Origin of the sequence: Ramlibacter sp. (assembly GCF_028292805.1) — a bacterium.
Lineage (GTDB): Bacteria > Pseudomonadota > Gammaproteobacteria > Burkholderiales > Burkholderiaceae_C > Ramlibacter.
This window is the reverse complement of sequence record NZ_JAQGLS010000105.1, coordinates 1-13,870: the sequence shown is the minus strand read 5'-3', so window position 1 is coordinate 13,870 and position 13,870 is coordinate 1. Positions and strand designations below refer to the sequence as shown.

The window sequence follows — 13,870 nt, the reverse complement described above, 5'->3', positions numbered from 1 at the left end:
AGCCCACCCAGTCGCTCGACGCGCTGGCCCTCTCCTTTGCGCACGAACTGCCGCGTTCGGTGCGGCGCGCGCTCGGCGGCCTGAACGCGATGAAGGGCGGCGGCGGCGCGCTCGCAAGCTACCTGCTGTTCGAGCCCGGCTTCGTGCAGTCCCTCATCAAGCTGGGGCAGCAGGACGCCTATGCGCGCAAGGCAGAACTGCTGGCCTTCCTGGACACCGTCACGGCATAATCGCGCGGTCTCGACAAACGGAGCATCCTCCTTGGAAACCTGCCCTAGCCGGTAGCTTCCGAATCAATTGGGGTCAGATTCCAATTATTCGAAAGCTACGTGTCCGCACCGCCCGATGAATTGGAATCTGACCCCGTTTGATTGCCCATGCTCAATATCTTCACGCTCGCCAACGGCCGGCTCTTCCAGGAAGAGATCGAGTCGCTGGAGGAGCTCTCGCAATTCCAGCCGATCTGGGTTGACCTGGAGTCGCCCACGCTCGAAGAAAAGCGCTGGATCAAGCAGTACTACGGCCTGTCCATCCCGGACGACGCGATGGACGAGGACATCGAGGAGTCGGCCCGCTTCTACGAGGAAGACAACGGCGACCTGCACATTCGCAGCGACTTCCTGATCGCGGGCGACGACGAGCCGCGCACCGTGCGCGTGGCCTTCATCCTCAACTTGCTCAACGAGTCGCTCAAGAGCCATGGCGTGCTGTTCTCCATCCACGACGAGGACGTGCCGGTGTTCCGGCTGCTGCGGCTGCGCGCGCGCCGCGCCCCCGGGCTGATCGAGGACGCCAAGGAAGTGCTGCTCAAGCTGTTCGACGCCGACGCGGAATACTCGGCCGACACACTGGAAGGCATCTACGACGAGCTGGAAAAAGTCAGCAAGCAGGTGCTGGCCGGCGAGGTGACCGACACCCTGGCCGGCGAAGTGCTGGCCGCCATCGCGCAGCAGGAAGACTTGAACGGCCGCATCCGCCGCAACGTGATGGACACCCGGCGCGCGGTCAGCTTCATGATGCGCAGTCGCATGCTCAACGCCGGCCAGTTCGAGGAAGCCAGGCAGATCCTGCGCGACATCGAGTCGCTCGACAGCCACACGGCCTTCCTGTTCGACAAGATCAACTTCCTGATGGACGCCACCGTCGGCTTCATCAACATCAACCAGAACAAGATCATCAAGATCTTCTCGGTGGCCAGCGTGGCGCTGTTGCCGCCGACGCTGATCGCCAGCATCTACGGCATGAACTTCCGCTTCATGCCCGAGATCGACTGGCAGGGCGGCTACCCGTTCGCCCTGGGCCTGATGCTGGCGTCAGCGCTGGGGCCGATGTGGTACTTCCGCCGGCGCGGCTGGTTGCGTTGAAGGCATTGAAGGCGTCGCTGGTGCTGCTTGGCGGCCTGGCCGCCGGCGCGGGCGCCCTCGCCGCCGGCGGCCACCACGCGGTCGACGACGCCGCGATCCTGGACGCCGGCCAATGCGAACTGGAAAGCTGGCTGGCCAGCGCCCGCGGCCGCGCGCTGCTGCTGCACGCCGGCGCGGGATGCCGCACCGGCCCGGTCGAGCTCGGCCTGGCCGGCCAGGCCGAGCGGCAAGGCGGCGCCGCGCAGTCCGGCTACGGCCTCTCGGCCAAGTGGGCCGGGGCCGTGAGCGACAGCATCAGCCTGGGTGCATCGTTCGAGCCGGCCTGGCAAGCGCACGTGCGGCCGCGTTACCAGGGCGTCAGCGTCGCCGCGCTGGCGACGTGGACCCCGCGCGACGACCTGGCCTTGCACCTGAACCTCGGACGCGACCTGGTCCATCGCGGGCGCGACGCAGCTCGCCACGGCCTTGCAGCCGAGTGGGTGGCCGGCGCCGGCTGGTCGTTCGTGCTGGAGCGCTACCTGGAAGCCGGCTCCCACTTCGCCCGGGCCGGCGCCCGCCTGACCGGCGGCAAGGCCTGGAGCCTGGACTTCAGCCGCTCCCAGCGGCTGCAAGGGCCCGGCGCCTCGGCCTGGACCGTGGGCTTCAGCTGGCTGCTGGAACGCGACTGAGCGGCGCGATCAGCTGCGCAGGAAAGCCTCGACGATGGCCGCCGAATGCCGGCTGGCCACCTCCTCGATGAAGCGCAGGAAGTCGCCATGGGCTTCGTCGTCGGCGCGATCGGACACGGTGCGCACCGCGGCGAACGGAATGCCGTAGTCATGGCAGACCTGGGCGAAGGCCGCGCCCTCCATCTCCACCGCCAGCGCACCGGGCAGCGCCAGCTGCAGCGCCCGGCTTTCGACCGAGGTGGCGACGAAGCGGTCGCCGCTGGCCACCAGCCCGCGGTGCAGCCTGGCCGAAGGCAAGGCGCGCCTGACGGCTTCGGCCAGCCGCGCCGTCAGGCCGGCGTCGGTGGCGAAGGTGCTGGCGCCGTACAGCGGCACCTCGTAGCGCGGGAACAGCGGGGAGGCGTCCATGTCGTGCTGCAGGAAGGCATCGGCGATCACCACGTCGCCCACCTTGACACCCTGCGCCAGCCCGCCGGCCACGCCGGTGAAGACGATGCCGTCGACCTGGAAGCGCTCGATCAGCGCCACGGCGGTGGTGGCCGCGGCCACCTTGCCGATGCGCGAGAGCACCGTCACCACCTCGCGCCCGTGCAGGTGCCCGACCCAGAAGTCGCGCCCCGCCACCACCTGCCGCGCCTCGTCGGGCAACAGGGCGAGAACGGCAGCCAGCTCCTGCTGCATGGCGGCGACGATGGCGATGCGCATGGTGGCATTCTGCCCGCCTGCGCGGGGGTGGCGGCTATTTCTTGTCGCGCAGTTCCCGGCGCAGGATCTTGCCGACCGGCGTCTTGGGCAGGTCGGTGCGGAACTCGATCACGCGCGGCCGCTTGTAGCCGGTCAGGTTGGCGTGGCAGTACTCGCGCACCTGCTCCTCGGTCAGCGCCGGGTCGCGCTTGACGATCACCAGCTTGACGGCCTCGCCGGTCTTGTCGTCGGCCACGCCGACCACCGCGCACTCCAGCACGCCGGGCATCCGGGCCACCACGTCCTCGACCTCGTTCGGGTAGACGTTGAAGCCCGAGACCAGCACCATGTCCTTCTTGCGGTCGACGATCTTGAAGTAGCCGCGCTCGTCCATGATGCCGATGTCGCCGCTCTTGAAGTAGCCGTCGGCCGTCATGACCTTGGCCGTCTCGTCGGGTCGCTGCCAGTAGCCCGCCATCACCTGTGGGCCCTTGATCGCGATCTCGCCGGGCTGGCCGAGCGGCACCTCGTTGCCGTCGTCGTCCACGCACTTCATGAAGGTCGAAGGCAGCGGCACGCCGATGGTGCCGGTGAATTGCGTGCTGGTGGTCGGATTGCAGCTGGCCGACGGCGACGTCTCCGACAAGCCGTAGCCTTCGCAGATCGGGCAGCCGGTCTTCCTGAGCCACAGCTCGGCCACGGCGCCCTGCACCGCCATGCCGCCGCCGATGGAGACCTTCAGGTTGCTCCAGTCGACCTTGTCGAAATCCGGGTGGTTGGCCAGGCCGTTGAACAGCGTGCTGACGGCCGGCAGGCTGTGGAACTTGTGCTTGGCCAGTTCCTTGAGCACCGCCGGCAGGTCGCGCGGGTTCGGGATCAGCACCGTCTTGGCGCCCATGCGCATGCCCAGCATCATCGAGCAGGTGAAGGCGAAGATGTGGTACAGCGGCAGCGCGCAGATGCCGGTGAGCTGCTCGCCCTTGGGCACCTTGTCGATGACGGGCGAGTTCCACGCTTCCGACTGCAGCACGTTGGCGATCACGTTGCGATGCAGCAGCACCGCGCCCTTGGACACGCCGGTGGTGCCGCCGGTGTACTGCAGCACCGCCACGTCGTCGGGCTTGATCTCGGGCTTGCGCAGCGTGCCGCGCGTGCCCTGGGTGACGGCGTCGTTGAACCCGACCGCGCCCGGCAGGCTGAACGCCGGCACCATCTTCTTGACCTTGCGCACCACCAGGTTGACCAGCCCGCCCTTGAGCCCGCCGAGCATGTCGCCCATGGTGGCCAGCACCACGTGCTTGATCGGCGTGGCGGCGATGCACTGCTGCAGCGTGTTGGCGAAGTTCTCGATGATGACGATCGCCTTGGCGCCCGAGTCCTTGAGCTGGTGCTCCAGCTCACGCGGCGTGTACAGCGGGTTGACATTGACCACCACGAAGCCGGCGCGCAGAACCGCCGCCACCGCGACCGGGTACTGCGGCACGTTCGGCATCATGATCGCCACCCGGTCGCCCTTGACCAGGCCCAGCCCCTGCAGGTAGGCGGCGAAGGCGCGGCTGATGGAGTCGGTCTCGCCGAAAGTGACTTCCTTGCCCATGAAGGAGTAGGCCGTGCGGCCCGCGTACTTCGTGAAGCTCTCCTCCATCAGGTGGACGAGCGATGCGTACTGGCCGGCGTCGATGTCGGCCGGCACGGCGGCGGGATAAGCACTGAGCCAGGGGCGGTCGGTCATGTCTCGTCTCCTTTTAGTCGATGGCCTTCACCATGTCTTCCACGACCTTCTTGGCGTCGCCGAAGACCATCATCGTCTTGTCCATGTAGAACAGCTCGTTGTCCAGCCCGGCGTAGCCGGCCGCCATGGAGCGCTTGTTGACGATCACCGTCTTGGCCTTGTAGGCCTCCAGGATCGGCATGCCGTAGATCGGGCTGCCCTTGGTCAGCGCGGCCGGGTTCACCACGTCGTTGGCGCCCAGCACGATGGCGACGTCGGCCTGGCCGAATTCGCCGTTGATGTCTTCCATCTCGAACACCTGGTCGTACGGCACCTCGGCCTCGGCCAGCAGCACGTTCATGTGGCCCGGCATGCGGCCCGCCACCGGGTGGATCGCGTACTTGACCTTGATGCCCTTGTGCGTCAGCTTTTCGGCCAGCTCCTTGACGGCGTGCTGGGCCCGCGCCACCGCCAGGCCGTAGCCCGGCACGATCACGACCGTCTCGGCGTTGCCCAGGATGAAGGCGGCGTCGTCGGCGCTGCCGCTCTTGACCGGCCTTTGCTCCACCGCGCCGGTGGCAGCGGTGCCAGCTTCGCCGCCGAAGCCGCCCAGGATCACGTTGAAGAACGAGCGGTTCATCGCCTTGCACATGATGTAGCTCAGGATCGCGCCCGAGCTGCCGACCAGCGAGCCGGCGATGATCAGCATCTGGTTGTTCAGCGAAAAGCCGATGCCAGCGGCGGCCCAGCCCGAATAGCTGTTCAGCATGGAGACCACCACCGGCATGTCGGCCCCGCCGATCGGGATGATGATCAGCACGCCCATCACGAAGGCCAGCGCCAGCATCGCGAAAAAGGCGGGCCAGCTGCCGGTGAAGGTGAACAGCAGGCCCAGGCCGACGGTGATCAGGCCCAGCACCAGGTTCAGCTTGTGCTGGCCGGCGAACTGCACCGGCGCGCCCTTGAACAGGCGGAACTTGTAGGTGCCCGACAGCTTGCCAAAGGCGATGACCGAGCCGGAGAAGGTGATCGCGCCGATGGCCGCGCCCAGGAACAGCTCGAGCCGGTTGCCGCTGGGAATCGGGTCGCCCGCGCGCAGGCCTTGCAGCAGCGCCGCCGGTTCGAGAACGGCGGCGACAGCGATGAACACCGCCGCCAGGCCGATCATGCTGTGGAAGAACGCCACCAGCTCCGGCATCTTGGTCATCTCGACCGTCTTGGCGCGGTAGGCGCCGTAGCCGCCGCCCACCACCAGGCCCAGCAACACCCAGGCCAGGCCGCGGCCGCTGCCGCCGGACAACTCGACGATCAGCGCCGCGGTGGTCAGCACCGCGATGGCCATGCCGACCATGCCGAACAGGTTGCCGCGGATCGAGGTGGTCGGGTGCGACAGGCCCTTGAGCGCCTGGATGAAGCAGACCGAGGCTGCCAGGTACAGCAGCACGACGAGGTTCATGCTCATTTGCTTTGTGCCCCCACGCTTGTCACTTCGTGTACTGCGCTGCCCCCCGGGGGGGCGTTCGCGCCTTGGGGCGGCCGTGCGACGCTCATCTCTTCTCCTTCTTCTTGAACATCTCGAGCATCCGGCGCGTGACCAGGAAGCCGCCGAAGATGTTCACCGCTGCCAGCGCCACGGCCAGCACGCCCATGGTGCGGCCGGCCCAGGTCTCGGTCTGCGCCGCCGCCAGCATGGCGCCGACGATCACGATCGCCGAGATCGCATTGGTCACGGCCATCAGGGGCGTGTGCAACGCCGGCGTGACGGTCCAGACCACGTGGTAGCCGACGTAGATCGCCAGCACGAAAATGATCAGGTTGATGACGGTGTCAGAGACTTCCATCGCGTTCTCCTCGGTGCGCGCCCTCCCGGGCCGCTAGTTCTTCTTGCGCACTTCCCCGTCGCGCGTCATCAGGCAGGCCGCCACGATGTCGTCTTCGAGGTCGATGTTCAGGCTGCCGTCCTTGGCCACGATCAGCTTCAGGAAATCCAGCACGTTGCGGGCGTACAGCGCCGAGGCGTCGGCCGCCACCAGCGCCGGCAGGTTGGTCTCGCCCACCAGCGTGACGCCGTGCCTGACCACCGTGCGGCCGGGCTCGGTCAGCGGGCAGTTGCCGCCTTGCGGCGCCGCCAGGTCGACGATCACCGAGCCGGGCTTCATCGCCTTGACCATCTCCTCGGTGACCAGCACCGGGGCGGCGCGCCCGGGGATCAGGGCGGTGGTGATCACGATGTCGGCCTGGGCCACGCGCTTGGCGACCTCGGCCTTTTGCCGCTCCAGCCAGCTGGCCGGCATGGGACGGGCGTAGCCGCCGACGCCGACGGCGGCTTCGCGCTCTTCGTCGGTTGCATAAGCCACGTCGATGAACTTGGCGCCCAGCGACTCGACCTGCTCCTTGACCGAAGGCCGCACGTCGGAGGCCTCGATCACGGCGCCCAGGCGCTTGGCGGTGGCGATCGCCTGCAGGCCGGCCACGCCGACACCCAGGATCACCACCCGCGCCGCCTTGACCGTGCCGGCCGCCGTCATCAGCATCGGAAAGAAGCGCTGGTAGGCATTGGCCGCGATCATCACGGCCTTGTAGCCGGCGATGTTGGCCTGCGAGCTGAGCACGTCCATGCTTTGCGCGCGGCTGGTGCGCGGCGCCGCTTCCAGCGCGAAGCCGGTCACGCCGGCCCCGGCCAGCCGCTGCAGGCCGGCCGCGTCGAAGGGGTTGAGCATGCCGACCACGGTGGCGCCCGGCCGCAGCGCGACCAGCTCGCTTTCCTGCGGCGGACGCACCTTCAAGACCAATTCGCTGGCCAGGGCGCCGAGCTGGTCGGTGATCTCGGCGCCGGCCGCGACGTAGGCCGCGTCGGGGGCGCTGGCCGCCAGGCCCGCGCCGGACGCGACGCGCACGACATGGCCCTGGGCCTTGAGTTTCTTCGCCGTCTCCGGTGTGACGGCGACGCGGGTTTCACCCACCGTGGTTTCGGCGGGCACGCCAATCTGCATGGACGCTGCTCCTGCGTTGTGTTTATTGGTTGTGGTTGGCTAGCTGAACGCGAGCTTACATGAAGAGCAGGCCCAATCCCTCCCCACGCGCAGGGGCGCAAGGGTTAGGCTGCTGCAACCATGTCGCTGCCCTTCCTCGTCGGCCTGTCCATCGCGTTGCACGTCTTGCTGGCCGTGCGGCTGGTGCCCGCATTGGAGCTGCCCGCCGCCGGCGCCCTGCTGGCCTTGCTGCTCGCGGCCTCGGCCCTGCTCACGCCGGCCGGCCTGCTGGCCCGCCGCTGGCTCAAGCCGCCCGCGTCCGACCGCCTGACCTGGGCCGGCATGCTGTGCATGGGCCTGTTCTCCTCGCTGCTGGTGCTGGCGCTGGCGCGCGAGCTGGTTTTGCTGGGGGCCTGGCTCGCCGGCGTCACGCCGGAGCCGCTGGCCAGGTGGAGCGCGCGCGCCGTCACCGGCCTGGCCTTGCTGGCGACGCTGCTGGGCTTCGTCAACGCCCGCCGCACCGCCCAGGTCGTGCGCGTGAAAATCCGCATCCCCGGGCTGCCGCCGGCGCTGCAAGGCTTTCGCATCGTCCAGGTCAGCGACATCCACGTCGGCCCGACCATCAAGGCCGCCTACCTGCAGGCCATCGTCGACCGGGTCAACGCCCTGCAACCCGACGTGATCGCCGTCACGGGCGACCTGGTCGACGGCTCGGTGGCGGAGCTGTCCGAGCATGTCGCGCCGCTGGCGCAGCTGCGCGCGCGCGACGGCAGTTACTTCGTGACCGGCAACCACGAGTACTACTCGGGCGTGCACGGCTGGATCAAGGAGCTGGAGCGGCTGGGCCTGGTCGTGCTGCACAACCAGCACATGGTGCTGCGCCGCGGCGACGCGCAACTGGTGCTGGCCGGCGTGCCCGACTACACCGGCCACCACTTCGACAGCGCGCACCAGAGCGATCCGGCCGCCGCCCTGGCCGGCGCACCGCCCGGCGCACCACGCGTGCTGCTGGCGCACCAGCCGCGCACCGCATCCGCCGCGGCAGCCGCGGGCTTCGACCTGCAAGTCTGCGGCCACACCCATGGCGGCCAGTTCTTTCCCTGGTCGCTGTTCGTGCCACTGCAGCAGCCCTACACGGCCGGGCTGCATCAGCTCGGCCGTTTGCAGGTCTACGTCAGCCGTGGGACTGGTTACTGGGGCCCGCCCAAGCGTTTGTTCGCACCATCTGAAATTGCCGAGCTCACGCTGGTCGGCTCGCCCTGATTCCTACAGGCCGGCGGGGCGCTGTCCCACAAGGCTGAGCTTGGCGGGGGCAGAACACTGACCCGATGGCACGTGCAGCATTCCTTCCCTCCCCCCTCGCCGGCGCCGCCGCCAGCAACGTCATCTACCTCGGCGCGGCACTTTGCCGCAGCAAGTTCGAGCTGTTCTACCCGGACGGCTTCGAGGACGAAACCTACCTGGTGGCCGAGCGCTTCGCCAAGGAGCGCGCCCACCTGGAGTGGGAGCTCGAACTGGCCCCCGCGAGTTTTCGCAAACAGCTGGCGCGCGGCGAGTTCCGCGCCATCTGCGATGCCGCCGTGCGGGTGGAGTCGCGCTCGGGCCTGCTGTTCTCGTTCGAGCGCATGGCGCTGCGCGACGCCGTCAAGACGCCGGCCGGCGCCCGCCTGTTCGCCACCGAGCTGTATGCCTTCCTGAACGGCACCGGCGCGCAGCAGCGCCGCTTCAACGACTGGCTGGAAGCGCTGGCCGACCTGCCGCGCAAAGGCAGTCCGGTGCTGACCTGGCCGGTGGCCACCGTGTTCGGCTTCATCGCCCGGCCGGACCGCCACATGTTCCTGAAGCCGCGCGCCACCCGGCGCGCCGCCCAACGCTATGGCTATGCCTTGGGCTACGACAGCAAGCCGACCTGGCCGCTCTACCAGGACCTGCTGACGTTCGCGACGGTGGTGCGGCGCGACCTCGACCGCCGGCCCGGCTTCAAGGCGCGCGACATGATCGACCTGCAGTCGTTCATGTGGGTGCAGGGGGCGCCGGAGTACGAGACCTGATCGCTACGCGGGCCGACCGCGCCAGCAGCGCACGGTTTCTTCCGCCAGCGGCAGCACGTTGAACGCCACTGCCGCCGCCAGCGCCGCCAGCAGGTAGCCACGCGGCCACGGCTCCTGCTTCAGGCGCAGGCTGAAGTCCGGCCCGCCGCCGGCGCCAACCAGCGCCAGCACCTGGTCCCACGCCGGCACGGCGAGCAAGGCCAGCACCAGCAGCGGCAGCAACTCCATGAAGCTGTGCACCATCTGCTCGAACGGGCCGACGTGGCGCAGCGGGACGGTGTAGCGCAGCTCGACGTAAGTGGTGAGTTCATGCGCCAGGAAGGCCGCGGCCACCAGCAGCAGGATGGCCGCGTTCACTTGCAGCAGGCCGACCGCCAGCACCGCCAGCCCCATCTGCCCGAACAGGCCCCAGTGGAAGGCATTCTCCGCCAGCCCGCTGGTCTGCGCGATGCGGGTGCGGCGGTGGCAAGCCCAGTCGGCCAGGCCGGCGGCGACCCAGAGCGGGAACACCGCGTACATCAGCAGCACCCGCGCGGCTTCCTCGGTCATGGCCGCGACCGCTCGCCGCCGACCAGCCCGATCTTTTGCAGCCCCAGCCGTTGCGCGCTGGACAAGGTGGCGGCGACCGTGTCGTACTTCGCCTGCGGATGCGCGCGCAGGTGGATCTCCGGCTGCAGCGGCAGGGCCGAGGCCTCGCGCAGCCGCTGCTCCAGCGCCGCGCGGTCGGCCAGCGGCTCGCCGTTCCAGCGCACCAGACCGCCGGGCGCGATGTCCAGCTGCACCACGACCGGCCGCTCCGGCGGCGGTGGCGTGTTGCGCCCGGGCATTTCGATGTCCACCGCGTGCAGCTGGATCGGGATGGTGATGATCAGCATGACCAGCAACACCAGCAGCACGTCCACCAGCGGCGTGGTGTTGATGTCCACGATCGGCTCGGGATCGGACTCGGTGCCGGCGCGGATCTGCATCGCTAGCGTCCCGGTTGCTCGGTGAGAAAGCCGATGCGGGCGATGCCCGCCTGCTGCGCCGCCGTCACCACCTGCCCCACCGGCAGGTAGTCGGCCCGGGCATCGGCGCGAATGTGCACCTCGGGCTGCGGCTGCATCGCCGCGACCTGTCCCAGCAGCTCCGGCAGGCCGCTGTGGTCCGGCAGCCGGGTGTTGAACCAGTAGATCGCGCCTTGCGCATCGACGGTGATGATCACGTTCTCGCGCTGCGCGTCCTTGGCCAGGTTGGGCTCGCGCGGCAGGTTGACGGCGATGGCGCTGTTGACCACCGGGATGGTGATCAGGAAGATGATCAGCAGCACCAGCATCACGTCCACCAGCGGCGTGGTGTTGATTTCGGCGATCAGCGCATCCTCGCCCTGGTTCGCCTGCCGGTAGCGGATCGCCAAGATTAAGGTGCCCCCACGCTTGCCACTGCGTGCGCGGCGCCGCCCCCCGGGGCGGCGTTCGGGTCTTGGGGCGGCCCGGCGACGCTCGAGTTCTCCCGTGTCCCGCTCGCCAGCAGCACGGTGTGCAGGTCGGAGCCGAACTCGCGCACGGCGTCCATCGCCACCTTGTTGCGGCGGACCAGCCAGTTGTAGCCCAGCACCGCCGGCACGGCCACGGCCAGGCCCATGGCCGTCATGATCAGCGCCTCGCCAACCGGGCCGGCCACCTTGTCGATGGAAGCCTGGCCGGAAGCGCCGATGCGCACCAGCGCGTTGTAGATGCCCCAGACCGTTCCGAACAGGCCGACGAAGGGCGCGGTGGAGCCGACCGTGGCCAGCACCGCCAACCCGTCCTGGCTGCGGCTGTGCACCGTGCCCACGGCCCGCTCGACGCTTTGCGCCACCCAGGTGTTCAGGTCCACCTTGCCGATCAGGCCGTCGTGCTTGCGGGTGGCTTCCAGCGCCGATTCCGCGATGAAGCGGTACGGGCTGCCGGGTTGCAAGGCCTGCGCGCCCTGGCGCACCGTGTCGGCCTTCCAGAAGCCCAGGCTGGCGGCCCTGGCCTGGCTGCCCATGCGGCGCTGCGCCAGCAGCTTGCTGACCAGGACGTACCAACTGGCCAGCGACATCAGCACCAGGATGGCCAGCGTCGCCCGCGACACCAGGTCGCCTTGCGACCACAGCGCGCCCAGGCCGTAAGGGTTGCCGACGGCCGCCGGCGCCTGGATCGCGGGCAGCGCGGTCTGGGCCGCCAGCGGCAGGCTGGCGAAGGCGGCCAGCGACAGGGAGAACTTCAACGCGGCGGCGAAAAGATGCATGGAAGCTGCGGTCGTGAGCCTGGAAGGCCACCATTCTGTCTTACAAAACACATAATCGGCCATGGACAACCGTTGGCGACCCAGTGTCACCGTGGCGGCGATCATCGAACGCGATGGCCGCTTCCTGCTGGTGGAAGAAGAAACCTCCCATGGCCTGCGCCTGAACAACCCGGCGGGCCACCTCGACCCTGGCGAAACGCCGGCGGAGGGCTGCGCGCGCGAAGCGCTGGAAGAAACCACCTGGAACTTCCGCGCCACCGCGCTGGTGGGCATCTACCTGTCACGCTTCATCAAGAAGGCCACCGGCGAAGACATCACCTACATGCGCTTTGCCTTTTGCGGCGAGCTTGGAGAGCAGGATCCGACGTTGCAGCTGGACCAAGGCATCGTGCGCACGCTGTGGATGACGGCCGAGGAAATCCGCGCCAGCGCCGAGCGCCTGCGCAGCCCGCTGGTGCTGCGCTGCGTGGAGGACTACCTGGCGGGGACGCGCTATCCGCTGTCGGCGGTGTACAGCGACGCGAGCATCCACGGGCCGACCTGAACCCCCCGTCCGGCCGTCGGCCTCCCCGCGTCTCAGTCCGCGCCCAGCGCCAGCCGGCTGGGCAGCCGCTTTTCGATGGTGAACTTCAGCAGCGCGGCGCAGCGGTAGACGGCGTGCGCGAACTTGCCATACGGCAGCGTCAGGAACAGCGCCATCACCACGCCCAGATGCACCGCCAGCAGCAGCGCCATGGCGGCGGTGTCCCGGAAGATCAGCAAGGCCAGGCCGGTGGCGCTGGTCAGCAACAGCAAGGCGATGAAAGCGCGGTCCATCGTCTTTTGCGCAGCGTCGCCATGCAGCGGCGCGCGCCGCAGGTTCAGCCACAGCAGCCCCGCCGGACCGACCAGCAAGCCGATCCCGCCGACCGTGCCCAGGATCACCGGCAGGCTGGTCAGCGCATAGGGGGCGCTCCAGCCGAAGGCGTAGTGGTAGACCGTCGCCACCGAGGTCGAGGCCAAGCACAGCATGAAGCCGTAGAAGGTCAGGTGGTGGAAGCGCCGCCGCGCCAGCGTGAAGGCGTCATCCGCTTCGTTGCAGCCGTCGCCGTGGCCGCCGCCCAGGTAAGTCAGCGCCAGCGCGTTGTGCGCCGCTTCCCCGGCAGCGCCGGCAGCGCTGGCACCCGGCGTGACGTCGCGCCAGAACCGCACCGCGCCCAGCGTCAGCGCCAGCACGGCGTACAGGAACACCGCGCCGAACATCGCCACCATCAGGTTGTGCGGGAACACGGCGTAGAAGTTGCCGGCCAGCGGCTCGTGCAGCAGCCGTCCCGTCAGCATCAGCGCCAGCAGCAGGAACAGCGCCAGTCCGCCGGCGGCCGCCAGCGCCACGGTCAGCCCGTTGCGGTGGTACAGCGCGCCCAGCGCCGGCGGCCAGGCGTAATCGGCATAAGTCTGCGCCCGCACCTTGGCCATCGCCTGCGGCACCGCCACCGCGAATTCGTGCGGCGGCGCGTATTGGCAGGCATGCAGGCAGGCGCCGCAGTTGTGGCACAGGTTGGCCAGGTAGTGGATGTCGGCCTTGGCGAACGACAGCCGCCGCGTCATCGCCGGGAACACGGCGCAAAAGCCTTCGCAGTAGCGGCAGGCATTGCAGACCTGCATCTGCCGCGCCACTTCCTCCTCGTTGGCGGTCAGCGCCGCAAGCGGTCGGATCGGGATCAGCCGCGGGTTGCCGGCTCCGATGCCGTCGGTGTCGGCGCGGGCCTGCGCGATGGTGTCATCCAGCTGCATGTGTCCCCTTGCCGAGCGCTGCCTGCGCCGCCTGGTCGCCGGCGATGCGGCCGAACGCGGTGCCGATGCTCATGCCCACGCCCGCCGTGTAGCCCTGGCCCAGCACGTTGCCGGCCATCATCTCGCCGGCCACGAACAGGTTCTCGCTCGCCACTGCGCCAAAGCGCACGGCCGCAGTCTCATCGGTTTTCAGTCCCAGATAGGTGAAGGTGATGCCAGGTCGCAGCGCGTAGCCGTAGAACGGCGGCTTGTCGATGGGCAAGGCCCAGTGCGTCTTGGGCGGCACCAGCCCTTCGGTGTGGCAGTCGTCCAGCACCGTGTGGTCGAAGCTGCCGACGCGGCAGGCGGCGTTGTACTCGGCCAGGGTGCGCATGAAGGCCGCTTCGTCCAGCTG

General features: G+C 68.9%; 16 protein-coding genes and 1 pseudogene. 6 read left to right on the top strand and 11 right to left on the bottom strand.

Going from position 1 to position 13,870, the window contains the following annotated elements; all coding sequences use genetic code 11:
- The 3 genes and pseudogenes from JWP65_RS06085 to JWP65_RS06075 all read left to right on the top strand — a co-directional run.
- Nucleotides 1–230, top strand: a pseudogene (locus JWP65_RS06085) (patatin); the annotation flags it as partial.
- Nucleotides 231–377: 147 nt separating this feature from the next.
- Entirely contained in the window at nt 378–1,364 is a 987-nt protein-coding gene (gene corA / locus JWP65_RS06080) for a magnesium/cobalt transporter CorA (RefSeq protein ID WP_299761465.1), read from the top strand.
- Nucleotides 1,361–2,032: a hypothetical protein gene (locus tag JWP65_RS06075; protein ID WP_299761463.1), complete on the top strand. Its 672-nt coding sequence runs from the start codon at nt 1,361–1,363 to the stop codon at nt 2,030–2,032. Before corA ends, JWP65_RS06075 begins: the two co-directional genes overlap by 4 nt.
- Before the next feature lie 9 nt (nt 2,033–2,041).
- Here the strand turns inward: JWP65_RS06075 and JWP65_RS06070 are convergent, their stop codons facing one another.
- The 5 genes from JWP65_RS06070 to JWP65_RS06050 all read right to left on the bottom strand — a co-directional run bounded on the left by JWP65_RS06070 (nt 2,042) and on the right by JWP65_RS06050 (nt 7,420).
- Entirely contained in the window at nt 2,042–2,737 is a 696-nt protein-coding gene (locus JWP65_RS06070) for a 5'-methylthioadenosine/adenosylhomocysteine nucleosidase (protein ID WP_299761461.1), read from the bottom strand.
- 34 nt (nt 2,738–2,771) lie between these two features.
- A complete protein-coding gene (locus tag JWP65_RS06065; RefSeq protein ID WP_299761459.1) occupies nt 2,772–4,448 on the bottom strand; it encodes a long-chain-fatty-acid--CoA ligase in 1,677 nt (558 codons plus the stop codon).
- Between the two features lie 13 nt (nt 4,449–4,461).
- Complete coding sequence (locus tag JWP65_RS06060) at nt 4,462–5,889, bottom strand: NAD(P)(+) transhydrogenase (Re/Si-specific) subunit beta (protein ID WP_299761457.1); 1,428 nt, start codon at nt 5,887–5,889, stop codon at nt 4,462–4,464.
- Between the two features lie 85 nt (nt 5,890–5,974).
- The gene (locus JWP65_RS06055; RefSeq protein WP_299761455.1) at nt 5,975–6,268 is read right to left on the bottom strand and encodes an NAD(P) transhydrogenase subunit alpha; all 294 of its coding nucleotides are present in this window, start codon (nt 6,266–6,268) and stop codon (nt 5,975–5,977) included.
- Nucleotides 6,269–6,301: 33 nt separating this feature from the next.
- Nucleotides 6,302–7,420, bottom strand: coding sequence for a Re/Si-specific NAD(P)(+) transhydrogenase subunit alpha (locus JWP65_RS06050; RefSeq protein WP_299761453.1), 1,119 nt, complete (start codon nt 7,418–7,420; stop codon nt 6,302–6,304).
- Between the two features lie 120 nt (nt 7,421–7,540).
- Here JWP65_RS06050 and JWP65_RS06045 point away from each other — a divergent pair, with 120 nt between their 5' ends.
- Together JWP65_RS06045 and JWP65_RS06040 are read left to right on the top strand one after the other, a co-directional pair.
- Nucleotides 7,541–8,662, top strand: a complete 1,122-nt coding sequence (locus JWP65_RS06045) for a metallophosphoesterase (RefSeq protein ID WP_299761450.1) — start codon at nt 7,541–7,543, stop codon at nt 8,660–8,662.
- A gap of 65 nt (nt 8,663–8,727) precedes the next feature.
- Nucleotides 8,728–9,450 (top strand): hypothetical protein, encoded by a 723-nt coding sequence (locus tag JWP65_RS06040; RefSeq protein ID WP_299761447.1) that lies wholly within the window; start codon nt 8,728–8,730, stop codon nt 9,448–9,450.
- 3 nt (nt 9,451–9,453) lie between these two features.
- Here the strand turns inward: JWP65_RS06040 and JWP65_RS06035 are convergent, their stop codons facing one another.
- Genes JWP65_RS06035 through JWP65_RS06020 form a run of 4 tightly spaced genes read right to left on the bottom strand, consistent with a single transcriptional unit; the run spans nt 9,454 to nt 11,703 of the window.
- Nucleotides 9,454–9,999 carry a hypothetical protein gene (locus JWP65_RS06035; RefSeq protein WP_299761444.1) on the bottom strand — a complete coding sequence of 182 codons (546 nt, stop codon included), beginning with the start codon at nt 9,997–9,999 and terminating at the stop codon, nt 9,454–9,456.
- Nucleotides 9,996–10,418, bottom strand: a complete 423-nt coding sequence (locus JWP65_RS06030; protein WP_299761441.1) for a biopolymer transporter ExbD — start codon at nt 10,416–10,418, stop codon at nt 9,996–9,998. Before JWP65_RS06030 ends, JWP65_RS06035 begins: the two co-directional genes overlap by 4 nt.
- A 2-nt stretch (nt 10,419–10,420) precedes the next feature.
- Nucleotides 10,421–10,846: a biopolymer transporter ExbD gene (locus JWP65_RS06025; RefSeq protein ID WP_299761438.1), complete on the bottom strand. Its 426-nt coding sequence runs from the start codon at nt 10,844–10,846 to the stop codon at nt 10,421–10,423.
- A gap of 2 nt (nt 10,847–10,848) precedes the next feature.
- A complete protein-coding gene (locus tag JWP65_RS06020; protein ID WP_299761435.1) occupies nt 10,849–11,703 on the bottom strand; it encodes a MotA/TolQ/ExbB proton channel family protein in 855 nt (284 codons plus the stop codon).
- A 61-nt stretch (nt 11,704–11,764) separates the two neighbouring features.
- Between JWP65_RS06020 and JWP65_RS06015 the strand changes: the two genes are divergently transcribed.
- Entirely contained in the window at nt 11,765–12,247 is a 483-nt protein-coding gene (locus JWP65_RS06015; protein ID WP_299761432.1) for an NUDIX hydrolase, read from the top strand.
- A gap of 32 nt (nt 12,248–12,279) precedes the next feature.
- Here JWP65_RS06015 and tcuB read toward each other — a convergent pair whose 3' ends face one another.
- Nucleotides 12,280–13,476: a tricarballylate utilization 4Fe-4S protein TcuB gene (tcuB, locus tag JWP65_RS06010; RefSeq protein WP_299761429.1), complete on the bottom strand. Its 1,197-nt coding sequence runs from the start codon at nt 13,474–13,476 to the stop codon at nt 12,280–12,282.
- Nucleotides 13,463–13,870: FAD-binding protein (locus JWP65_RS06005; protein WP_299761426.1), on the bottom strand; the 408-nt coding region annotated here is incomplete at its 5' end. The genes tcuB and JWP65_RS06005, both read right to left, overlap by 14 nt.